At 66.6% G+C, this 20,769-nt stretch carries 21 protein-coding genes; 7 read left to right on the top strand and 14 right to left on the bottom strand.

Annotated features, from left to right (window positions below; genetic code table 11):
- Window positions 1-36: 36 nt before the first annotated feature.
- The 4 genes from LG306_RS01105 to LG306_RS01090 form a co-directional block, all read right to left on the bottom strand.
- Window positions 37-261 (bottom strand): alkylphosphonate utilization protein, encoded by a 225-nt coding sequence (locus LG306_RS01105; RefSeq protein ID WP_404417325.1) that lies wholly within the window; start codon window positions 259-261, stop codon window positions 37-39.
- A gap of 149 nt (window positions 262-410) precedes the next feature.
- Window positions 411-2,450 carry an NAD(+) synthase gene (locus tag LG306_RS01100; RefSeq protein WP_404417322.1) on the bottom strand — a complete coding sequence of 680 codons (2,040 nt, stop codon included), beginning with the start codon at window positions 2,448-2,450 and terminating at the stop codon, window positions 411-413.
- A 107-nt stretch (window positions 2,451-2,557) separates the two neighbouring features.
- Window positions 2,558-3,712, bottom strand: coding sequence for a hypothetical protein (locus LG306_RS01095; protein WP_404417319.1), 1,155 nt, complete (start codon window positions 3,710-3,712; stop codon window positions 2,558-2,560).
- A 27-nt stretch (window positions 3,713-3,739) separates the two neighbouring features.
- Complete coding sequence (locus tag LG306_RS01090) at window positions 3,740-4,150, bottom strand: hypothetical protein (RefSeq protein WP_404417316.1); 411 nt, start codon at window positions 4,148-4,150, stop codon at window positions 3,740-3,742.
- A gap of 333 nt (window positions 4,151-4,483) precedes the next feature.
- Here LG306_RS01090 and ftsY point away from each other — a divergent pair, with 333 nt between their 5' ends.
- The 3 genes from ftsY (at window position 4,484) to LG306_RS01075 (ending at window position 6,754) form a co-directional block, all read left to right on the top strand.
- Complete coding sequence (gene ftsY / locus LG306_RS01085; protein ID WP_017505610.1) at window positions 4,484-5,419, top strand: signal recognition particle-docking protein FtsY; 936 nt, start codon at window positions 4,484-4,486, stop codon at window positions 5,417-5,419.
- Window position 5,420: 1 nt separating this feature from the next.
- Complete coding sequence (locus tag LG306_RS01080) at window positions 5,421-6,041, top strand: inner membrane-spanning protein YciB (RefSeq protein WP_165114004.1); 621 nt, start codon at window positions 5,421-5,423, stop codon at window positions 6,039-6,041.
- Between the two features lie 98 nt (window positions 6,042-6,139).
- Complete coding sequence (locus tag LG306_RS01075; RefSeq protein WP_404417312.1) at window positions 6,140-6,754, top strand: MarR family winged helix-turn-helix transcriptional regulator; 615 nt, start codon at window positions 6,140-6,142, stop codon at window positions 6,752-6,754.
- Here LG306_RS01075 and LG306_RS01070 read toward each other — a convergent pair.
- The 5 genes from LG306_RS01070 to LG306_RS01050 all read right to left on the bottom strand — a co-directional run bounded on the left by LG306_RS01070 (window position 6,751) and on the right by LG306_RS01050 (window position 11,348).
- Window positions 6,751-7,149 (bottom strand): phasin family protein, encoded by a 399-nt coding sequence (locus LG306_RS01070; protein WP_404417309.1) that lies wholly within the window; start codon window positions 7,147-7,149, stop codon window positions 6,751-6,753. The genes LG306_RS01075 and LG306_RS01070 overlap by 4 nt on opposite strands.
- 68 nt (window positions 7,150-7,217) lie before the next feature.
- On the bottom strand, window positions 7,218-7,991 hold the full coding sequence (locus tag LG306_RS01065) for a creatininase family protein (protein ID WP_404417306.1): 774 nt from the start codon (window positions 7,989-7,991) through the stop codon (window positions 7,218-7,220).
- A 47-nt stretch (window positions 7,992-8,038) separates the two neighbouring features.
- The gene (locus LG306_RS01060; protein ID WP_404417304.1) at window positions 8,039-8,656 is read right to left on the bottom strand and encodes a TetR/AcrR family transcriptional regulator; all 618 of its coding nucleotides are present in this window, start codon (window positions 8,654-8,656) and stop codon (window positions 8,039-8,041) included.
- A complete protein-coding gene (locus LG306_RS01055; RefSeq protein ID WP_404417301.1) occupies window positions 8,656-10,266 on the bottom strand; it encodes a DHA2 family efflux MFS transporter permease subunit in 1,611 nt (536 codons plus the stop codon). The genes LG306_RS01060 and LG306_RS01055 overlap by 1 nt, the downstream gene beginning before the upstream one ends.
- Window positions 10,263-11,348: an HlyD family secretion protein gene (locus LG306_RS01050; protein ID WP_404417298.1), complete on the bottom strand. Its 1,086-nt coding sequence runs from the start codon at window positions 11,346-11,348 to the stop codon at window positions 10,263-10,265. Before LG306_RS01050 ends, LG306_RS01055 begins: the two co-directional genes overlap by 4 nt.
- 123 nt (window positions 11,349-11,471) lie before the next feature.
- Here LG306_RS01050 and LG306_RS01045 point away from each other — a divergent pair, with 123 nt between their 5' ends.
- Both LG306_RS01045 and nth read left to right on the top strand, forming a co-directional pair.
- Window positions 11,472-12,788 (top strand): flavin monoamine oxidase family protein, encoded by a 1,317-nt coding sequence (locus tag LG306_RS01045; RefSeq protein WP_404417295.1) that lies wholly within the window; start codon window positions 11,472-11,474, stop codon window positions 12,786-12,788.
- A complete protein-coding gene (nth, locus tag LG306_RS01040) occupies window positions 12,785-13,531 on the top strand; it encodes an endonuclease III (protein ID WP_404417292.1) in 747 nt (248 codons plus the stop codon). The genes LG306_RS01045 and nth overlap by 4 nt, the downstream gene beginning before the upstream one ends.
- Here nth and LG306_RS01035 read toward each other — a convergent pair.
- Window positions 13,528-14,016 (bottom strand): MarR family winged helix-turn-helix transcriptional regulator, encoded by a 489-nt coding sequence (locus LG306_RS01035; RefSeq protein ID WP_052247700.1) that lies wholly within the window; start codon window positions 14,014-14,016, stop codon window positions 13,528-13,530. The two genes, nth and LG306_RS01035, sit on opposite strands and share 4 nt — an antisense overlap.
- Before the next feature lie 225 nt (window positions 14,017-14,241).
- Between LG306_RS01035 and LG306_RS01030 the strand changes: the two genes are divergently transcribed.
- Window positions 14,242-15,705, top strand: coding sequence for a methyl-accepting chemotaxis protein (locus tag LG306_RS01030; protein ID WP_404417288.1), 1,464 nt, complete (start codon window positions 14,242-14,244; stop codon window positions 15,703-15,705).
- Window positions 15,706-15,744: 39 nt separating this feature from the next.
- Here LG306_RS01030 and LG306_RS01025 read toward each other — a convergent pair whose 3' ends face one another.
- The gene (locus LG306_RS01025; RefSeq protein WP_404417285.1) at window positions 15,745-16,617 is read right to left on the bottom strand and encodes a RimK family alpha-L-glutamate ligase; all 873 of its coding nucleotides are present in this window, start codon (window positions 16,615-16,617) and stop codon (window positions 15,745-15,747) included.
- A 92-nt stretch (window positions 16,618-16,709) separates the two neighbouring features.
- Here LG306_RS01025 and LG306_RS01020 point away from each other — a divergent pair, with 92 nt between their 5' ends.
- A complete protein-coding gene (locus LG306_RS01020) occupies window positions 16,710-17,726 on the top strand; it encodes an adenosine kinase (RefSeq protein ID WP_404417282.1) in 1,017 nt (338 codons plus the stop codon).
- A 196-nt stretch (window positions 17,727-17,922) separates the two neighbouring features.
- Here LG306_RS01020 and queG read toward each other — a convergent pair whose 3' ends face one another.
- The 3 genes from queG to LG306_RS01005 form a co-directional block, all read right to left on the bottom strand.
- Entirely contained in the window at window positions 17,923-19,038 is a 1,116-nt protein-coding gene (gene queG / locus LG306_RS01015; protein ID WP_404419610.1) for a tRNA epoxyqueuosine(34) reductase QueG, read from the bottom strand.
- 176 nt (window positions 19,039-19,214) lie between these two features.
- Window positions 19,215-19,985, bottom strand: a complete 771-nt coding sequence (locus LG306_RS01010; RefSeq protein ID WP_404417279.1) for a hypothetical protein — start codon at window positions 19,983-19,985, stop codon at window positions 19,215-19,217.
- 52 nt (window positions 19,986-20,037) lie between these two features.
- Window positions 20,038-20,724 (bottom strand): glutathione S-transferase family protein, encoded by a 687-nt coding sequence (locus LG306_RS01005; RefSeq protein ID WP_404417276.1) that lies wholly within the window; start codon window positions 20,722-20,724, stop codon window positions 20,038-20,040.
- Between the last annotated feature and the right edge of the window lie 45 nt (window positions 20,725-20,769).

Genomic DNA, 20,769 nt, shown 5'->3' with positions numbered 1-20,769 from the left:
GCTAGATGGCGGCTGCATCGTCCGAAGGGAAGAGGGTCAGGCCTTCTTCACGAACTCGGTGCGCAGGACCAGGCCGCGCACCTTCTCCACATTGGCCTCGATCTCGTCCACATCGCCGGTCAGGCGGATGTTCTTGACCAGCGTCCCGCGCTTCAGCGTCACCCCGCCCGATCCCTTGACCTTCAAATCCTTGATCAGGGTCACGCTGTCGCCGTCGGCCAGGATGTTGCCGTTGGAGTCTTTGGTCACGTCGTCGGTCATGGCCAAGCTTCTAGTGCTGCGTCTCCTCCCCATGCAATGGGGAGGGGGACCACGAAGTGGTGGAGGGGTTTTCTACCCACACAGCAAAGAGCCCCTCCGTCTCTCCGCTACGCTTCGAGCCACCTCCCCGCGAAGCGGGGAGGAGACGGTCAGTCCGGCACGTTCGCGTCCAGCTCGTCCAGCCACACCCGCGCATTGCCGTCCGACGGCGCGCGCCAGTCGCCGCGCGGCGACAGCGATCCGCCCGTGACCACCTTGGGCCCGTTCGGCAGGGCCGAGCGCTTGAACTGGGCGGTCTGGAAGAAGCGGATCAGGAACTTCCTCAGCCAGCCCTTGATCGTCGCCAGATCGTATTCGACCTTTTCGTCGTCCGGCGTATTCGCCGGCCATTCGCCCGCGCCCGCATCGCCCCAGGCCTGATGCGCCAGGAAAGCGACCTTGGACGGCGCCATCCCGAACCGGTTGATGTAGAACAGGAAGAAGTCGTTCAGCGCATAGGGGCCGACGGTCCCTTCCGTCGACTGGATCACCCCATCCTTGGCCGGCACCAGCTCGGGCGAAATCTCGGTGTCCAGAATGGCGTGCAGCGTGTCGCGCGCGCCTGCGCCGACCAGGTCGCCGGCCGCCACCCAGCGGATCAGGTGACGGATCAACGTCTTCGCCACCCCGCCGTTGACGTTGTAATGGCTCATATGGTCGCCGACGCCATATGTGGCCCAACCCAGCGCCAGTTCCGACAGGTCCCCGGTCCCCAGCACGAAGGCCCTGTGCTGGTTCGCCAGCCGGAACAGATAGTCGGTCCGGAGGCCCGCCTGCACGTTCTCGAAGGTGATGTCATGCACCGGCTGACCTTCGGCGTAGGGGTGGCCGATGTCCTTGAACATCTGTTCGGCGGCGGGGCGGATGTCGATCTCTGCGCCCGTGACGCCCAACGCGGTCATCAGGGCCCAGGCGTTGGACTTGGTCCCGTCCGAGGTGGCGAACCCCGGCATGGTGAAGCCCAGGATATTGGTCCGCGGCAGATCCAGCCGGTCGAAGGCGCGGCACGCGACCAGCAGGGCCTGGGTCGAATCCAGCCCCCCGGACACGCCGATCACCAGCGACTTGGCGCAGGTCGCCGTCATGCGGCGCATCAGCCCCTGCACCTGGATATTGAACGCCTCATAGCAGTCCTGATCCAGCCGCCCGGCGTCGTCCGGCACGAAGGGGAACCGGTCCAGCGGCCGGATCAGCTCGCTGGCCTCATGATCCTCGCGCGCCATGAAGGGCACGACCGTCGCCGCCTCGCCTTCGTTTCTCGCACACTCGGCGAAGGTGCCGTTGCGCAGTCGATCAAGCCCGATCCGGTCCACGTCCACATCGGCGATCGTCAGATGGCTCTCCAGGGCGAACCGCTCGCCTTCTGCCAGCTTGGACCCCAGTTCGTGGATCGTCGCCTGGCCGTCCCAGGCCAGGTCGGTGGTGCTCTCGCCCCAGCCCGAGGCGGCGAAGACATAGGCCGACAGCGTTCGCGCCGAATGGCTGGCGCTCAGCATCGCCCGCTCGTCCGCCTTGCCGATGACGATGTTGGACGCCGACAGGTTCAGCAGGATCCGCGCCCCCGCCAGCGCGGCCCGAGTCGAGGGAGGCAGCGGGGCCCAATAGTCCTCACAGATCTCGACCGAGAAGACGAAGCCCGGCCGATTGATCGCCTCGAACAACAGGCCCGGCGCGAAGTCCACCGTCTCGCCGTTCAGCCGGATCACGTCCTCGGCGCGCGCCGTCGCCGGCGCGAACCAGCGTTTCTCATAGTATTCGCGGTAGTTGGGCAGATAGGTCTTGGGCACGACCCCCAGCACCTCGCCCGCCCCGATCACCACCGCGCAGTTATACAGGGCGTCGCCGTTGCGGATCGGCGCCCCGACCACCGCCACGATGTCCGCCTCGGCCGTCGCCTCCGCCACTACGGCGATCTGTCGCTCGACCTCGTCCAGCAGCGCCGCCTGCATATGCAGATCGTCGATCGCATAGGCCGACAGCGACAGCTCGGGAAAGACCATCAGGTCCACGCCCTGCTCGCCCGCCTGACGGATCAGCGCGACGTGCTCTTGCCCGTTCGCCCTGGGGTCGCCCGGATGGCTGACCGGCGTCGCCGCCGCCACGCGCACGAAGCCGTGGGTCTTGGGAGAATGGAACAGAGCATCAGCCATCGGATCGTCCGCATCACCCGGCCCGCGCCGGTCGTCGGCCTTCATATAGGCGCGAATGATGAAGGGACGGAAACGCCTTCAGAGGCTCGATGGCTTCTGAATCCGTCTCAAGAGGGATAGACCCCGATTGACGACAGCCTCTCTCCATCTCCATCCGCCGTGAGAGTGGCCTTCGCCATACCGTCCGTGACGGTTAGGACGAGGCGGTGGCTCCACATGGGAATGACGGCCTGACCATTTTCGATCAGACGCGTAACGGTCATGACCAGCGCATCCTGCTCGTCCCTTCGCGCAAAAATCCTTACGGTAATCAGATCGCGTACGATGCGCTGAATCTCGACACGCACCTCCATCGGGCCGATCAGATCGGTTTGCGATTCCTCAATGTGAAGCGCCTCCGCACGACGAAGGACGGGTGTGGCCGACTGGTCCGTTGTCGCTAGCCAAGATCGTCCCTGGTTGGGCCAGACCCCTTCATAGACGTCACCTGCACGGCGGAAACAGGTCAACTGGTCATTCTGACGCCCGAAGACGGTCAGAGCCGACACTGGCGCACACCAGAAGCGCGTGGTTCGGCCGCCGAGCGCGAGCTCTCGGAAAATCTCCACCTGATGCGCAGCAGTGCCTGCTGGAATACGGGCGTTCAGCATCGATCCCATTTCGATGTCCTGCGTGACGCGGCCCGTGAGAGCGTGATTCATGACGCCCCTGGCGACGACACCACGCGGGCCTTGCGGCGCACTGTCCACGACTAGGGCCGTGGGATCGAAACGTACGCCGCCTATGACGAAGTCTGTCGGCTTCAACTCTTCCGCCGGCGCCGTCAGGGTTTCCATCTTGCGGGCGAACCCGCCTTCCTCGGCGAAGCTGGCGTCGAGCGGCGGCGCGACGCGTGACGAGGCGATGCTCACCGTCTTGGCGTCTCCATCCGGGGTCAAACGCAGTTCCAGACCGTCGTAGACATAGGTGGCGACCCCATCAGGCAGTCGGGGACGTTCTGCATCCCCCAGACGAGGAAAGACGCGTCGTTCGCCCGTCACGTCCGGGCCGGCCAATCGCCGTCTCAGTTTGACTTCCCCGCTCCTTACGCGGTCCAGAACCAATTCGAGATCGATCGGCGTGGAAGTTTCGACCGGCAGGATTTCCACCCGGTCCACCCTTTCGCCTGCGGAGGTCGGAGCGATGGCTGTGACCGACCACCACGAACCTAGATCGAGCGGGGGCGTGGCTAGGGTGGCGCGCCCGTCTGGCGTCAGGATCATACAAACGGACGTCGCCCGCCATCCCCACTAATTGATCTCGCCCTGACCACACCAGGCCTCGATATTCTGTGCGTCCATTCCTGTCCTGGCTGTGAAGCGGCGGTAGGTCACGCGGCTCCCCTGCTTCATTCGAACCTGCCGCATGGTGACTTCGCCGGCCAGAACGCCTTCCTTGATCAGTCGCATCGGCGCGCGCAGGATCACCTCGTTACGGCCTGCGCTGGTCATGATTTCAGGCTCGCCAGCCGGCTCCAGGCCATACATCGAGGCGACAAACCGATCGATGATGCCAAGAGGCCTAGGACCAGCTTCGGATTCGGGTGCCGGCTCTTGGACCGTCGTAGATGATGAGGCGGGCGTATCGGGTTCCGCCGACTGCGCCGCCGCCGTCGATGCGATGAAGACCGCTGAACAAGCGGCTGCCAGGATCGAACGCATTGATTGACTCCCCCGAGTGCGAATTCAGCCGAGGGTGTGGCCTAAGTTCGGTGTTACGCAACTCAGTGATTGTGGCGGAGGCTCCGCAATCGCAATGACGCTGGTTGATTTATAAAGATTTCAACGTTTTGCCGATTTCTCGATGCTTTCCGCCATCCTCCGCTTCACCCGCATCTATAATCCTCGCCTTCGCACTCACGCTGACAGGAAGGCCTCGATTTCAGACCAATTAGACGAATTAGACGGTGTTTTTGTCGCCGACCGTCTGAAACGTCGCGGACGACCTTCGCGAATGCGGATGACGTTGGCCTTCGCCCCCGCTAAAGCCACTGCATGAACGATACGCCGAAAAAGGGCTGGTTCCAGCGCCTGTCCGCTGGGCTCTCGCGCTCCTCCAAACAGATGACCGATCAGGTCGTCGCCACCTTCGTCAAGGAGCCTCTGTCCGAGGCCTCGCTGGAGCAGCTGGAGGAGCATCTGCTGGAGAGCGATCTCGGCCCGGCCGCCTCGGCCCGGATCGTCGAACGCTTTCGCGGGCTGAAGTTCGGCAAGGACGCGCCCGAGCGCGAGGTCAAGGAAGCCCTGGCCGAGGCGGTCGCCGCCGAACTGTCGCCGCGCCAGGCGACCTTCGACCCCCTGTCCGGCCCCAAACCCTATGTCGTCCTGTTCGTCGGGGTGAACGGATCGGGCAAGACCACGACGCTCGGCAAGATCGCCGCCGATCTGACGGGCAAGGGCGCCAAGGTGATGATCGTCGCCGGCGACACCTTCCGCGCCGCCGCCCGCGAACAGCTGAAGGTCTGGGCCGAGCGCTCAGGCGCCGACTTCGAAAGCCGTCGCGACGGCGCCGATGCCGCGGGCCTGGCCTTCGACGCCTACACCAAGGCGCGGGCCGAAGGCTATGACGTGGTCCTGATCGACACCGCCGGCCGGCTGCAGAACAAGTCCGCCCTGATGGACGAACTGCTCAAGATCGTCCGCGTGCTGAAGAAGGTCGATCCCGAGGCGCCGCATGACACCCTGCTGGTGCTGGACGCCACGGTGGGCCGCAACGCCCTGGCCCAGGAACAGATCTTCGGCCGCACCGCCTTCGTAACCGGCGTGGTCATGACCAAGCTGGACGGCACGGCGCGCGGCGGCGTCCTGGTGCCGGTGGCCCAGGCGTCGGACGCCCCCCTGATGCTGATCGGCGTCGGCGAAGGGGTCGAGGATTTGCAACCGTTCGACGCCCGCGCCTTCTCCCGCTCGCTGGTGGGACTGGAAGACTGACATGACCGAGACGCCGAAAAAGGCTTCCAACATCCGCCAGGCCGTCGATTTCGGCGCGCTCGTGGCCTTCATGGCCGCCTATGCGGTCAATCGGTTCGCGCGCGGTCTGGACGGGCAGGAAGCCCTGGTTCAGGCGACCTGGGTCCTGGTCGGCGCCTCGCTGATCGCCCTGATCGTCGGCTATGTGGTGGAGCGTCGTCTGGCGCCCCTGCCGCTGCTGACCGGCGGCTTCGCCTTGATCTTCGGCGTGCTGACCATCGTCTTCCACGATCCGAACCTGTTGAAGATCAAGCTGTCGATCCAGAACGGCCTGCTGGCGGTCGTGCTGCTGGGATCGCTGCCGCTGAACCGCTATCCGTTCAAATATCTGCTGGGCGAGGCGATCCGCATCACCGACGCGGGCTGGCGCGGCCTGACCCTGCGTTACGGCCTGTATTTCGCGGCCGTCTGCATCGTCAACGAGATCGTCTGGCGCACCCAGTCCGACGATACCTGGGTCGCCTTCCGCGGCGGTCTGTGGATCGCCTCGGCCGTGTTCGGCGTCTGGCAGGTCTTCTTCATCATGAAGCACCTGATCAAGGACGACGAGCCGGCCCCCGTCTCGCCCGACACGGGGCTCTAGGGCGCGAGCGGAACTGTCACGGAACCGACGCGCTTTCCCCGTCAAATCGTAAAGCAGAGCTGATACGTGTTCGGACGAAACTTCAGGGGAGCGGCGCGATGGTGAAGGCGGGAAAAGCGGCAAGGAAGGTCGGCCCCCTGGCCACCTCGCCCAGCCACCTGATGCACCGCGCCTTGCAGCTGGCGCTCGACATCTATGCCGAGGAGACCGGCGCCGACGGCCTGACCCAGCGCCAGTTCGCGGTGCTGGAGGCGGTTTCGCTCAAGGCCGGTCTGACCCAGACCGAACTGGTGCGGATGACCGGCATCGACCGCTCGACCCTGGCCGATCTGGTCGCGCGCATGACGACCAAGGGCCTGCTGGAGCGGGAACGCTCGACCCTGGATGCGCGGGCCAAGGCCGTGCGTTTGTCGGCTGAAGGCGCCGCCCGTCTGGAGGCCGCGCGGCCGCTGGTCGAGGCCGCCGACAAGCGGATCATGGCCCTGCTGCCCAAGGGCCAGCGCGAGACCTTCCTCAATCAGCTGGCCGATCTGGCCGCCGCCGCCGACGCCGCTCCCGACGCCGCCAAGGCCGAGGCCAAGGCCGCAAAGAAGGCGCTGAAGGCGGCCGAGAAGGAAGCCAAGAAGGCCCAGAAGGCCGCCAAGAAGGCCGACCGTCCAGTCAAGGCGCCCAAGGTCAAGAAACCCAAGCTGAAGCTGGTGGAGCCGGCCTAGCTCTTTTTGCGCAGCCGTTTGGCGTTGGCGGTCGCCGTCTTGTGGATCGGGGCCAGCGCCTCGGCCTGGGCCTTCAGCAGTTCGCCGTTCAGGGTCATGGCCTGGGCCGCCGCCCGGCTCCACCAGCCCATGGCATAGCTGAACTGGGCCTCGGCCGCCTTGGCCGGGGTGCGGGCCTGGGCCACAGCCGCCGCCGCTCGCAGGGCATGGGCGCTCTCGTCCAGCGCCGCGCGTCCCAGCCGCTGACCGATGGCCCCGGCGCTGGCGGCCATTGCGTCGGCAGAGGCGGACATCGCCTCGGTCTTCTCGGAGCTCATCAGCGATAGCTCCTTGAAGTCCTGCCCCCTGGCGCTGGTCAGGCCCTCGGCCATCAGGCCGGTGCGGGCCGCGATCACCTCGGCCGAGGCGGCCAGGATTTCGGCGCCGACGACGGCTGCGCTGGCGGCTGTGGGGGTTTTGCGGGTCAGTGAGGACCTCCGGGTTGGGTCTCTGCGGCGAAGGCCGCGATGTCGCCGAGCAGGGCGGGGATCGCCGCGTCGATGATCTGCTGGCCCTTCTCTGGACTGGCCTGGGCCGGGTCCGAGCCGATCCGGCCGTCGGGGAAGCGGGCGCGATAGTCCAAGGCGTCGCGGATCGGCCCGTTCGGCGCGATCTGCGGGCTGTAGTCGGCGGTCTTGATCCGCTCGGGATAGGCGGCCTGCGTCACCGCGATCTCGGACGGCGTGGCGTGCATGCCGTGGCCGGTCGGAAACAGGCGGTTGCACAGGCCATGGACGCCGGGCAGGTCCCACCAGTTCTTCAGCTTCAGCACGAACGGCGGATTGTCCTCGACGAAGCTCCACTCGGCGTAGATCTCCGAGATCGTCGCCTCGATGGTCGCGACATTCCCGCCGTGCCCGTTCAGGAAGTAAATTCGCTCGAACCCGTGACGGCTCAAGGACGACACCCAGTCCGTGATCGCGGCCATGAAGGTCGAGGGGCGCAAGCTGATGGTGCCGGCGAAGGCCAGGTGATGCTGTGCCATGCCGATGTTGAAGGTCGGGGCCACGATCAGGTTGGCGTCGGTCTTCTCGGCCGCGTGGGCGATGATCTCCGGGCACAGCCAGTCGGTGCCCAGAAGCCCCGTCGGTCCGTGCTGCTCGTTGGAGCCGATGGGCACGACCACTGTCCTGGACAGCGGGCCGCCGTCGTTCAGTCGCGCATCGATTTCGGGCCAGGAGGACAGGTGGATCAGCATGAAGGCGGTCTCAAGCGACAGGGTTGAACGACTGTAGCGCGCCAGGCTCAGGAAGTCTTGGCGGCCGTGGCGGGCGGATGGGCGGCCATGAAGATGCGGGCGGCCTCTTTGGCGCGACCTGCGCGTTTGTCGGCCTCCAGCTGCGGCAGGTCCAGCATGGCGCGCAGGTTGCCGTGGCCCAGCACGAGGCCGGCGAACATCTCGGCCGCCTCTTCCGGATCGGCGACGTTCATCCGACCCAGCCGCGTCTGTTCCGCCAGCCAGGCGCCCAGTTCGCGCAGGCTGCGACGCGGGCCGGCCTCATAGATGGCGTGGGCGATCTCGGGCGCCTCGACCGAGACCAGGGCGACCCCGCGCATCGAGCTGACCTTGTCGGCGCTGCACACCCGGTTCAGCAGCGTCAGGGCCAGGGCCTCCAGCACCGTCTGCGGATCGCCGGCGCCGCGCAGGGGCGCGACGATATCCTCGACCCGCTTGGACGCCAGGGCCTGGGCGATCTCCAGCTTGGAGGCGAAGCGGTTGTAGACCGTCTGTTTGGAGACGCCGGCCAGTTTGGCGATCTCGTCCATCTTGGCCTGCAGCCCCTTGTCGGCGAACAGGGTCGCGGCGGCGTCCAGAATCGCCTCGCTCTTCTTCTCGTCGACCTGCCCGCGTCGGCGCGCCATCAATGGGCGTCCGACGGCGGGGCGCCGGCCGGGGCCTTCACCGGCTGGGCCAGCAGGGTGACGAAGGCCGCGCCCGCGCACAGGACGCCCAACAGGGCGAAGGCGTCGCCGAAGGCCATGGTCGTGGCCTGCTTCTGCAACAGGCCATAGACAGCCTTCATCGCCGAGGCGGCGGGGTCGATGGTGCCGGCGAACCTCTGGGTCATGCCGGCCATCATGTTACGTATCGCCTGGTCGCCCTGACCGATGGCGCTGGTCAGTTCGCTCATGTGCAGGGCGGTGTTGGACGTCAGGCTGGTGTTCAGGATCGCCAGGCCGAAGGCGCCGCCGACGTTGCGCGCCAGATTGACCAGGCCCGAGGCGTTCTTGACCATGTGCGGCGGCAGGGTCGCCATCGTCACCTGCTGGGACGCGATCATGGCCAGCATCACGCCGACGCCTCGGAAGGCCTGGATCGAGGCGAAGTTCCAGAAGCCCCAGTTGTCGGTGACGACGCGCGCCTCCCACATGCCCCAGGCGCAAAGCATGAAGCCGCCGAACATCAGCACCCGCGCATCCAGCTTGCGCACCAGTCGTCCGGCGAAGGGGCCGGTGGCGAACATGGCCAGGCCCGACACGACCATGGTGGTGCCCACCTCGGACGACGAATAGCCCAGCACCCGGCCTAGGAAGAGCGGCAGCAGGAAGGTGCCGCCGAACAGGGCGAAGCCGACGATGAAGGTCATGATGAACCCGACCAGGAAGTTGCGATTGCCAAAGGCGCGCAGCTCCACGATCGGCTGGCGATAGGTCAGGGATCGCCAGACGAAGATCGGCCCGGCGACCGCCGCCACGACGGTCAGCAGCAGAATGTGGGTGTCGTCGAACCAGTCATTCTTGGCGCCCTCTTCCAGCACGAACTGCATCGACATCAGAAAGGCGGCCATCAGGCCCAGGCCCCACCAGTCGAAGCCCTTGGCCAGCGACGGATCGCCCTTGTCAAAGTTGCCGTAGCGACCGACCAGGAACAGCACCAGCAGACCCGGCCCGACGTTGATGAAGAACAGCCAGCGCCAGCTCAGCCACTCTGTCAGGTGCCCGCCCAGCGTCGGTCCCACGGTCGGCGCCAGGGTGACGATCAGCCCCATGACCACGCTGGCGGTGACGCGCTTGTCGGGCGGAAAGGCGGTGAAGGCGACAGCGAAGACGGTTGGGATCATGGCGCCGCCCACGAAACCCTGAATGGCCCGGAACAGGATCATCATGTCGATCGATGACGACAGGCCCGTGGCGACGCTCATCAGCACGAAGCCGGCGCAGGAGACCAGGAACAGCCGCTGCGTCCCCCACAGCCGCGACAGGAAGCCCGACAGGGGGATCATCACCACCTCGGGGATCAGATAGGCGGTCTGAATCCAGCTGATCTCGTCGACCGAGGCGCCGACCCCCGCCTGGATCTGAGGCAGGGAGGCGGCGACGATCTGGATGTCCAGAATGGCCATGAACTGGCCCACCACCATGCCGGCGAAGCCCAGCAGCAGCATGGTCCAGTTGATCTCGGGATGGCCGGCGACGGGACCCTTTTGCGCGACAGGGGCCCCGCCATCTGCGGCGGGGTTGGCGGCGGTCACTGGCCTGCGGCTCCGGTCGTCGTGGCGGCTTCGGCGAAGCTCTGGCCGCCCTGGCTCTTCAGGTCGATCTTGACGTCCACCGACAGGCCCGGACGCAGGGCCAGGCTGCGGTCTGCGCCGCTGACGACGATGCGGACGGGCACGCGCTGGGTGATCTTGGTGAAGTTGCCCGTGGCGTTCTCGACCGGGATCAGGGCGAACTCGGATCCTGTCGCGGGGGCGAAGCTGTCCACGCGGCCCTCGATCTTGCGGCCGGGGAAGGCGTCGGCGGAAATCTCGACGGTCTGGCCCAGGCGCACCTTGTCCAGCTGCGTCTCCTTGAAGTTGGCGACGATGTAGGTGTTGGTCAGGGGCACGACCGACAGCAGTTGCGTGCCGGCGTTGACGTATTGGCCCGGCCGCACGCTGCGGGCGCCGACGACGCCGGCGACCGGGGCGCGGATGACGGTGCGCTCCAGCGCGATGCGGGCCTGTTCGACGACGGCGCGGGCCTGTTCGACGGCGGCGACGCTCTGCTGACGGGTCGAGCCCAGCACGCCAGCGGTGCGTTGTTCGGCGACCAGGGCGGCCTGGGCCTGCTGGACGCTGGCGGCGGCGGTGGCGGCCGAGGCGCGCTCGGTCTGGATGCGCTGCTGCGAGACCCAGCCCTGTTCGGCCAGCTTGCCGTAACGATCGACCTCGGCGCGGGCCAGGCCGGCCTGGGCGTTGGCCTGGGCGACCGAGGCGGCGCGGGCGGCGATGGTGGCCTGTTCCTGCTCGGCCTGGGCGTCGACGTGACCGACGGCGGCGATCGCGGCGGCCAGATTGGCCTCGGCCTGGGCCAGCTGAGCCTTCTGGTCGGAATCGTCCAGCTTGACCAGGATCTGGCCCGCCGCGACCCGCTGGTTGTCGCCCACCAGAACCTCGGTGACCCGTCCGGACAGTTGCGGGCTGACCAGGGTGGTGTCGGCCTGGACGAAGGCGTTGTCCGTGCTTTCCCACCGCTGGCCATTCACCCACCAGACGACGCCGCCCACGATCAGGGCCAGGCCAACGAGGGCGGCCGCGAATAGCGGCAGGCGTTTCTTGAGTTCAGGCGACATGAAAAAATCCGGGGGAGGTGCGGCGTTTTGAAGCGGCGCTAAAATGGACCCCGCCGTCCAAAAATCAATAGGCGATCGGGGAAGGCGCCGATCACGACCGGTTTTCGTGTATGTCCTGACGCCATGAACCCCCGCATCTCCGCCTCTCAGCCGCTGCCGTCACAGGTCGATGTCGTGGTGATCGGCGCAGGCGCGGCCGGCATCGCCGCAGCCCGCCGTCTGCTACGGCCCGGCCTGTCGGTTCTGGTGCTGGAAGCCCGCGACCGGATCGGGGGGCGCGCTTGGACTGTTCGGGCCGAGGGCGAAGGGTTGGACATGGGCTGCGGCTGGCTGCATTCGGCCGACGACAATGTGCTGGCCGGACGGGTCGAGGCCGAGGGGCTGACGCTGGACCAGACGCCGCCGCCCTGGCGCACCCAGGCCTTCGATCACGAGATGACCCGCGCGGATCAGGCCGCGTTCGGCGAGGCCTTCGCCGCCTTCGACCAGCGGGTGACCGAGGCCGCAGCGCGCGGTGAGGATCGCCCGGCGTCGGACTTCTTCGATCCCGACTGTCGCTGGAACCCGCGCATGGACGCCATCTCCGGCGCCCTGAACGGCGCGCGGTTCGCCGAGGTGTCCAGCCTCGATTACGACGCCTATGGCGACACCGGCGTGAACTGGCGGGTGCGCGAGGGCTATGGCCGCTTGATCGAAGGGCTGGGGCAGGCTGTTTCGCCCATCACGGTGACGGACTGCGCCGTCAGCCGCATCGACCGCTCCGGACCGGTGCTGCGGCTGGAGACCAATCGCGGCGAGTTGACCGCGCGGATCGTCATCCTGACCGTGCCCAACAGCCTGATCGCCGGCGAGACAATTCGCATCGATCCGCCGGCGCCGGCCGTGCTTGAGGCGACGGCGGGCGTGCCGCTGGGCTTGGCGTCCAAGGTGCATATGACCGTGCGCGGCGCCGGCGATTTCCAGCCCGACACCCAGTTGTGGACCCGCACCGATACGGCCGAGACCGGCGGCTATCACCTGCGGCCGTTCGGACGGCCGATGATCGAGGCCTATTTCGGCGGCGATCTGGCCTGGGGGTTGGAGGCGCAAGGGCTGGCCGCCCTGTTCGACTTCGCCGCGTCCGAACTGGTCGCGGCCCTGGGGTCGGACATGCGCCGGCGGCTGGAAGCGGTCGCGGTCAGCGGCTGGGGCGTCGATCCCTGGTCGCGCGGGGCCTATTCCCACGCCTTGCCGGGCCATGCGGCGGATCGGGCCAAGCTGCGCACGTCGGTCGAGGACCGCATTTTCCTGGCCGGCGAGGCGACCGCGCCGGTCTATTACGGCACGGCCCACGGCGCCTGGATGGAGGGCGAGCGCGCCGCTGACGCCGCCCTGACAGCCCAAGCGCTCAAGGGCCTGGGTCTTGACCCGCGTCGTCCCGAGGACGACAGCGAGGCATGAAGCCCGCCAAGGCCAGAAAGCCCGCCGCCAAGCCTGCCAAACGCCCGGCCGTTATGACCGGGGCGGCCATCCCCGTGCTGCGCTGGCCGCCCGACGAAGACCGTGTTGAGGCGATCTTCGAACATCTGTCCGGCGTCATGCCGGAACCCAAGACCGAGCTGGATTTCTCCAATCCCTTCACCCTCGTCGTCGCCGTCGCCCTGTCGGCCCAGGCCACGGACGTCTCGGTCAACAAGGCGACCGAGCGGCTGTTCAAGGTCGCCGACACGCCGGAGAAGATGCTGGCCCTCGGCGAAGAGGGGCTGATCCCCTACATCGCCTCCATCGGCCTTTATCGCGGCAAGGCGAAGAACGTCATTGCGCTGAGCCGCATCGTGCTGGAGCAGCATGGGGGCGAGGTCCCGCTGAACCGCGCCGATCTTCAGGCCCTGCCCGGCGTGGGGCGAAAGACGGCCTCGGTGGTTCTGAACGAACTGGGGATCGAGGCGGCCATCGCCGTGGACACCCACGTCTTTCGCGTCTCGCACCGGCTGGGGCTGGCCAATGCCGGGACGCCGGACAAGGTCGAGGCCCAGCTGTTCAAGGTCGTGCCGGAGGACTGGCTGCCCAAGGCGCACCACTGGCTGATCCTGCACGGCCGCTACACCTGCACGGCGCGCAAACCCAAATGCCTAACCTGCATCATCGCCGACCTGTGCCCGTCGCAGGCGGGCCTGATGGCGCTGGGCGAGGCGGCGGGCTAGATCCCCGGAGCGGCGTCGGGGCCGTGGGTCAGCTTCTCGGCCAAGGCCTTCAGGACGCGAAGTGCGGCAGCCATATCCTCGTCCGAAACGCCTTCAAACATTCGTTCGCGCATGGCCGCGGCATGGATCTCGAACGCCTCGATTTCGGCGCGCCCGGCTGGCTCCATCTGGATCAGCCATGACCGGCCGTCTCCAATCATCCGACGCCGGCTGACCATGCCGTCTTTCTCGAGTCTTTGCACCAGACGGGTCAGCGACGCGCCGGACAGCTCCATCCTGTTCGCCAACTCGGAAAGCGTCAGGCCCTTGGGCTCGTCCGCCAGGAAATAAAGCACCACGGTCGGCGCGCCCGTGTGTCCGGACTCTCGGAACAGATCGGCGACACGTAACTTCCATCGCTTAGCCGTCACCATCAGCGTCATGGCGACGTCGAGCTGAAGGGCGCTGCGCTGATCTGACGACAGCAGGTGCGGGCGTTGCGACAAATATGACCTCTTGGAACCAGCGGGCGGCGTAGCGGCTTTAAGGCGGCTAAAGCTAGACCGCAGAGGAATATTCTCCCCCAGGTTGAGCCTTTAGCGCGCTAACCATGCTGACACCTGATTTAAAGTGTTGGTGTGGCATTAACGTTCATCTCAGCACGAAAGATTTTTGCATTGCGCCTTTTCGCCAAAACCAGAGATGACAAGACGCTCAACGAGCTGCGCAACATGATGGCTGCCGTCAGTCGCTCTCAAGCAGTCATCCAGTTCGATCTCGATGGCGTCATTCTGGAGGCCAATCAGAACTTCCTATCGGTGGTTGGATATGAGCCGGCTGAGATTGTCGGACGTCACCACAGGATGTTCGTCGATCCGACTGAGGCGCAGACACCGGCCTACGCCGAGTTGTGGCGAAAGCTGAACGCCGGCGAGTTCGTGGCGGACAAGTTTGTGCGCTACGGCAAGAGCGGCCAGCGGGTGGTGATCGAGGCCAGCTACAACCCGATCCTGGACAGCGACGGCCGCCCCTACAAGGTGGTCAAGTTCGCCACGGACGTCACCGCCGTCGAAGAAGAGCGTGAGCGCCGCGCCGAGGCCGATCGTCAGGCCGCCCAGGTCCAGGCCGCCGTCGTTGAAGGCACGGCCAGGGGCTTGTCGGCCATGGCCGCCGGCGATCTGTCCTATCGCATCCAGGACGACTTCCCGGGCGACTACGCCGTCCTTCGCGACAACTTCAACCAGGCCATGGCGACGCTGGATCAGGCGCTGGGCGTAATCGGCGTCAACGCCGGGTCGATGCAGTCGGGCGCACAGGAGATCGGCAGCGCCGCCGAGGATCTGTCGCGCCGCACCGAACAACAGGCCGCCAGTCTGGAAGAGACGGCCGCGGCGCTAGACCAGATCACCGCCACCGTGCGCAAGACGGCCGAAAACGCCCAGGCCGCCGACACTGTCGTGACCCAAGGCCGGACCCAGGCCGAGACCGGCGGCGTGGTCGTGCAGAAGGCTGTTGCGGCCATGGGCGAGATCGAACGCTCGTCCAATGAGATCAGCCAGATCATCGGCGTGATCGACGAGATCGCCTTCCAGACCAATCTCCTGGCGCTGAACGCCGGCGTCGAGGCCGCCCGTGCGGGCGAGGCCGGCCGTGGCTTCGCCGTCGTCGCGTCCGAAGTGCGCGCCCTGGCCCAACGGTCGGCGGAATCGGCCAAGGAGATCAAGACGCTGATCTCGGCCAGCTCCAGCCAGGTCAGGGACGGGGTCGTTCTGGTGCGTCAGTCGGGCGAGGCCCTGGCGGGCATCGCCGGCCGCATCGAGGAGATCACGACCCTGATGGGCGAAATCCGCGCCTCGACTCAGGAACAGGCGGTGGGTCTGGCCGAGGTCAACACCGCCGTGAACCAGATGGACCAGGTCACCCAGCAGAACGCGGCCATGGTCGAGCAATCGACTGCCGCCAGCCTGAGCCTGAGCCGCGACGCCGCCGAACTGGCCGAACTGGTCGGCCGCTTCGAGGTTAGCAAGGTCGCCGCGGCCCCGACGCCGATCCACGCGGCCTCCGTCCAGCAGATGAAGGCGCGCGTCGAAAGCTTCGCCCGCGCCCACGCCGCCCCTGCGCGCGCCCGCATGGCGGCCGGCGGCGGCGGGCGGGCCGCTGTGGCCACCCTTCAGTCGGACTGGGAAGAGTTCTGAGCTCCAGGCTCGGTTGGGCGCGATTCAGCGCCAGGCGGCCTAGGCCTCCAGCCGCGCCTTGACGGCCTCGGCGAAGCCGGCGCCGTTCGCGGGGTCGTGGTCCAGGTAGAAGTCCGGTTCGATCAATTCGGCCTCCATCAGCACCCATCGGCCGGCGTCGTCGCGGGCCATGTCGATGCGGGCATAGAGCAGCGGTTCGTCGATGGCGGCCAGCACCTGCTCAGCCAAGGCCATCGCCGCCGCGTCCGGCGTCACGGCCCTGTACAGGCCGCCGAACTGGACCTGGATGCGGAAGTCCCCGGCCACGGGACGTTTGTTGACCGCATGGCTGAACCGGCCGCCGAAGAACAGCAGCGAGGTCTCGCCCTGGGTTTCGATAGACTTCAGATAGGGTTGGATCATCGCCGCGCCCTCGGGCGCATCGCTCAACACCTCGCCTGGCATCAGGCGCAGGGTGCGAAACGCCCCGGCCGACACCGTGGGTTTGACGATCAGCACCGACGCGCCCGTCTCGGCGAAGGCGGCGTCCACCTGTTCCTGGGTCGCGCCGTCGGTCCATCGCGTCGGCGGGATCGGCACGCCCCTTTCCGCCAGACGCGCCAGATAGGTCTTGTCGGAGTTCCAGCGCAGCACCTCGGCCGGATTGGCGACCGGCATCCCCTCCTCGGTCCAGGTCGCGCAGGCCTTCAGCCAGCGGCCATGATCGCGGTGATAACCCCAGGCGATGACGGGCAGGATCAGGTCATAGGCCGCCAACCCCGACGCGTCCTCGACGTGATCGGTCCAGGCCGTAGCCATGACCGTCGCGCCTGTGCTCTCCAGTGTCACCTTCAACCGTTCCAGCACCTCGGGCCAGCGGCCGACATAGGTCTTGTCGGCGGGATCGGGGGTCAGGACGGCGATCTGGGTCATGCGGTCCTCATACCGAAGCGACGCGGAGCATATAAGGCCTTCCTTATGTGATTTCAGATGACGTGCGGGCGTTGACCGGCTAAGGCGCGACCATGACCCAGAACACCGCCCAATATGATGTCTGCGCCGTCGGCAACGCCATCGTCGATGTCCTCAGCCCCTGCGACGCCGCCTTCCTGACGGCCCAGGATCTGGCGCCCAACTCCATGCAGCTGGTCGACGCCGAGCGCAGCGCCGCCCTGTATGACGCCATGGCGCCCGGCGTCGAGGCCTCGGGCGGTTCGGCCGGCAACACGGTGGCGGGCGTCGGTTCGTTCGGCGGGCGCGCGGCCTATATCGGCAAGGTCGCCGACGATACGCTGGGCCAGGTCTTCACCCACGACATCCGCGCCGCCGGCGTTCACTTCGACACGCCTGTCCTGACGGACGGGGCGGACCAGGGCTACGGCACCGGCCGTTGCCTGATCAACGTCCTGTCGGACGGCGCACGCACCATGGCGACCTTCCTGGGCGCCGCAAACCAGCTGTATGCCGACGACATCGACGAGGCCCTGATCGGCGCCAGCGAGATCGTCTATCTGGAAGGCTATCTGTTCGATCCGGCGCCCGCCCGCGCCGCCTTCGAACGCGCCGCAGCCGCCGCGCACAAGGCCGGCCGGAAGGTGGCCATCACCCTGTCGGACACCTTCGTCGTCGCGCGCTGGCGCGCCGAACTGCTGGATTTCATCACCCAGTCCGCCGACATCGTCCTGGCCAATGAAGCCGAACTGGGCGCCCTGTTCGAGACCGAAGACTTCGACGACGCCGCCGCGCAACTGGCCGCCATCGTCGAGGTCGCCGCCGTCACGCGTGGCGAGCATGGCTCGGTTGTGATCAAGGGCGACGAGCGCGTCGTGGTCGCCGCCTATCCGGTCGCCAAGGTGATCGACACCACCGGCGCCGGCGACCAGTACGCCGCCGGCTTCCTGCTGGGCCTCGCGCGCGGCCTGACGCTGGAAGAGGCCGGCAAGCTGGGCTCGCTGGCGGCTTCCGAAGTCATCGCTCACTGGGGCCCGCGCCCGATGGTGAAGCTGGTCGATCTGGCCAAAGAGAACGGGCTGAAGCTCTAGGCCGGCGCCGAAAAGTGCACTGTGAATTTTTTCAGTGCACTTTCGTGCAGATTCTTGCGAGCGGTTTGCAGTTCTCCAGCGCGTGTTGAAGTCTGAGCGAGCAGTATAGGCCGGCGGGCGGGGGTGGCCGGCTAAAGGTCGCTGGTCGTCTTCAGAGCATTGAAATCGCTGCGACTGCTGACGCCGATTGCGCTGGCTAGGCAGGTTCTCGACGCCATTCGGCCAGGACCTGGGGGTCGGTTTCGGTCGTCGCCTGGGCCAGGATCGCGAACGCGTCGGCCGGCATCAACTGCGACAGGGCCCAGACGGCGGCGCCGCGGACGAGGGGCGAGGGGTCGTCCAGCAAGGCCTTCGTCGGGGCGATCAGGGCGGCGTCGTCCGAGTTGCCGACGGCGTAGAGGACGCTCCTGAGGAAGCGGTCGCGGCCGATCCGCTTGACCGGGCTCTTGGTGAACAGGGCGCGGAAGGCGGCGTCGTCGAGCGCCAGCAGGTCGACCAGGCGCGGGCTTTCAAAGGCCGGGCGGGGCGCCAGCCGGATTTCGCGGGCTTCCTGGGCGAACTTGTTCCACGGGCAGACCGCCAGACAGTCGTCGCAGCCATAGATGCGCGATCCGGTCAGGGTGCGGAACTCGACCGGCCAGGGGCCGGCGAACTCGATGGTCAGGTACGACAGGCAGCGCCGGGCGTCGAGCTGGAACGGGGCGGGAAAGGCCTTGGTCGGACAGGCGTCCAGACAGGCGGTGCAGCGGCCGCAGTGTTCGGTCTCGGCCGCGTCCGGGGCGATCTCGGCGGCGGTCAGGATGGTCCCGAGGAACAGCCAGTTGCCGTGGGTCCGGCTGAGCAGATTGGTGTGTTTGCCCTGCCAGCCCAGGCCGGCGCGCTGGGCCAGGGGCTTTTCCATCAGGGGGGCTGTGTCGACGAAGACCTTGATGTCCGCGCCGTTGCGGGCCGCGATCTGGCCCGCCAGCTGCTTCAGCCGGCCCTTGATGACCTCGTGATAGTCGTCGCCGCGCGCATAGACCGAGATGTAGCCGGCCGAACGGTCGGCCAGCTGATCCAGCGGGTTCTGCTCAGGACCGTAGTTCATGCCCAGGACGATGGCGGTCCGGGCCTCGTCCCACATGGCGGTCGGATGCTGGCGGCGATCCAGCGTCGTTTCCATCCATTCCATGTCGCCATGCCGGCCCGAATCCACGAAACGCCGCAGCCGCTGGCCCGCCGGCCAGGCGTCGGCCGCCGAGGCGAACCGGCAGACATCGAAGCCCAGCTCGGCCGCGCGCTGGCGGATGAAGGTTTTCAGGCGGTCGGACACGGGGCGGGGGATAGCATAGTGTGCAGTTGGGATGCAGGGCAGGCGGGACCAGATCTGGCCCTTGGCGGATCGGCATGCGTCGATGTTGTCTTTGACGCCCCCGTTGGGGCGACGCATCAGGCACTGATCGACGAGTATTCGCTGTACCTGAATCGGTACACGTCGCCGCCGCTTAATCAGGAAACGGCGGGTTGCCGTCCTGGCCGGATCACGATCCGGCGTTCCGAATAGAGTTTCACGTCCCATCCATAGGGCATTGATCCCCGGTCGAAATTCGAAGGGGGAAAGCTGAAGCTTGCCATGCATCCCGGTTCCCCGCATTTGGAGAGAAGTCGAAGGGATAGGACGTCCAATGATTTGAATAAGGCAGCGCAGTCGGCGGCGAGATCACCGCAATCGACCGAGACGGCTTCATTATTCCGTGCGGCCATGAAAGCGCTGACGGCTTCCCTGAAATCAAAACGATCAGACCGAAAGCCTGTCAGGTCATTGCCGTGGTGGTGGCATGAGCCAGCCTCCGCGATCTGAAAAATGGCGTCTTCGTCGCGAGCCGTCAAAACGAAGCCCGTCGGATCATCATCTTTCGGATCGATATCCCATGCCGGCCAGAAGGTCAGCTTATGAACGGGTTGCATACAGACCCATTCGGAAGCGGCGCTGGAGCGTTCATACAAAAATAGGTATTTTGGCCCGCTCGGGCTGAACTGTTCCCAGTCATGGCCGACGACCTTGCCTGAATATTCGGGCAGAAGATTTCGCACCAATTCGGTGGTGGAGGCAGTGCGGAGGTGCTCGGCTGTCCAGTTGGTCTGGCTCAGTCGAGATCTAGCTTTCGTGTCAGGCACGGCCTGAGACAAGGCAGGCGTTGCGCACGCAGCCACGGCGAAGACGGTTAGCCAGAGTCGCATTTTTGAGCGCTGCGTATTCACGGGCATAAGGTTAGTCATTGGGGCTCTGATTGGTTATCCAGCTTGCCACTCCAGTGGGGTTGGAGATCCCTTAGAAATCCAGATCCGCGTACCAGGCCGACGGCGGCACGCCGACGAAGCGGTCGGCTAGGAGGGGGCGGAAGCAGGGGCGGGATTTGAGCTTGGAATACCAGGTCTTCAGTCCGGGCCAGGTCTTCCACTGGATCTCGCCGAAATAGTCCAGCACCGACAGGTGGGCGGCGGCGATCAGGTCGGCCTGCGACAGACGGCGGCCGGCCAGCCAGTCGCGCGCGGCGACCAGGTCTTCCAGCATGGCGAGATGGGATTTCAGGGCGTCGCGGCCGTCGCGCAGGGCGCGGGCTTCGGGCGGGCCGAGCTTCAGCAGGGGTTTCTCCATCCGCTCGTGCAGCAGGACGGCGTCGACCTCGTCCATGAAGCGGCGCTCGAACCAGCCGGTCAGGCGGCGCGCCTCGGCCCGGTCGGCGAGATCGGCGGGCAGTAGCAGCGGCCCCTTTTGCTGATCCTCGATCCAGCCCAAGATAGCGGGCAGTTCGCACAGCACCAGCGGACGGCCGCGATCCATCGTCTGGATCACCGGCGGCAGGCCGGACGGGTTGAAGTCGTTTACCGGGCAATCGTCCTCCCACGGACGAACCGGCGCATCCGTCCATTCGATCCGCGCCTCTCCCAGCGCCAGTCGCGCGGCGCGAGAGGCGGGCTGGAAGGCGAAGTGGAAGAGAACGCAAGGATCGGCCATCAGGGGTTGATGCGCCCGGACCCGTTAATGCGCATTTACTGCATT

The sequence above is a fragment of the Brevundimonas vesicularis genome, from assembly GCF_044807075.1.
Lineage (GTDB): Bacteria > Pseudomonadota > Alphaproteobacteria > Caulobacterales > Caulobacteraceae > Brevundimonas > Brevundimonas vesicularis_G.
This window is presented reverse-complemented; position numbering and strand designations above follow the sequence as displayed.

Bases quoted from the DNA above. Each gene is read 5' to 3' on its own strand.
- LG306_RS01105 (WP_404417325.1), bottom strand. From the start codon at position 261: ATGACCGACGACGTGACCAAAGACTCCAACGGCAACATCCTGGCCGAC.
- LG306_RS01100 (WP_404417322.1), bottom strand. From the start codon at position 2,450: ATGGCTGATGCTCTGTTCCATTCTCCCAAGACCCACGGCTTCGTGCGC.
- LG306_RS01095 (WP_404417319.1), bottom strand. From the start codon at position 3,712: ATGATCCTGACGCCAGACGGGCGCGCCACCCTAGCCACGCCCCCGCTC.
- LG306_RS01090 (WP_404417316.1), bottom strand. From the start codon at position 4,150: ATGCGTTCGATCCTGGCAGCCGCTTGTTCAGCGGTCTTCATCGCATCG.
- ftsY (WP_017505610.1), top strand. From the start codon at position 4,484: ATGAACGATACGCCGAAAAAGGGCTGGTTCCAGCGCCTGTCCGCTGGG.
- LG306_RS01080 (WP_165114004.1), top strand. From the start codon at position 5,421: ATGACCGAGACGCCGAAAAAGGCTTCCAACATCCGCCAGGCCGTCGAT.
- LG306_RS01075 (WP_404417312.1), top strand. From the start codon at position 6,140: ATGGTGAAGGCGGGAAAAGCGGCAAGGAAGGTCGGCCCCCTGGCCACC.
- LG306_RS01065 (WP_404417306.1), bottom strand. From the start codon at position 7,991: ATGCTGATCCACCTGTCCTCCTGGCCCGAAATCGATGCGCGACTGAAC.
- LG306_RS01060 (WP_404417304.1), bottom strand. From the start codon at position 8,656: ATGGCGCGCCGACGCGGGCAGGTCGACGAGAAGAAGAGCGAGGCGATT.
- LG306_RS01050 (WP_404417298.1), bottom strand. From the start codon at position 11,348: ATGTCGCCTGAACTCAAGAAACGCCTGCCGCTATTCGCGGCCGCCCTC.
- LG306_RS01045 (WP_404417295.1), top strand. From the start codon at position 11,472: ATGAACCCCCGCATCTCCGCCTCTCAGCCGCTGCCGTCACAGGTCGAT.
- nth (WP_404417292.1), top strand. From the start codon at position 12,785: ATGAAGCCCGCCAAGGCCAGAAAGCCCGCCGCCAAGCCTGCCAAACGC.
- LG306_RS01030 (WP_404417288.1), top strand. From the start codon at position 14,242: ATGATGGCTGCCGTCAGTCGCTCTCAAGCAGTCATCCAGTTCGATCTC.
- LG306_RS01025 (WP_404417285.1), bottom strand. From the start codon at position 16,617: ATGACCCAGATCGCCGTCCTGACCCCCGATCCCGCCGACAAGACCTAT.
- LG306_RS01020 (WP_404417282.1), top strand. From the start codon at position 16,710: ATGACCCAGAACACCGCCCAATATGATGTCTGCGCCGTCGGCAACGCC.
- LG306_RS01010 (WP_404417279.1), bottom strand. From the start codon at position 19,985: ATGACTAACCTTATGCCCGTGAATACGCAGCGCTCAAAAATGCGACTC.
- LG306_RS01005 (WP_404417276.1), bottom strand. From the start codon at position 20,724: ATGGCCGATCCTTGCGTTCTCTTCCACTTCGCCTTCCAGCCCGCCTCT.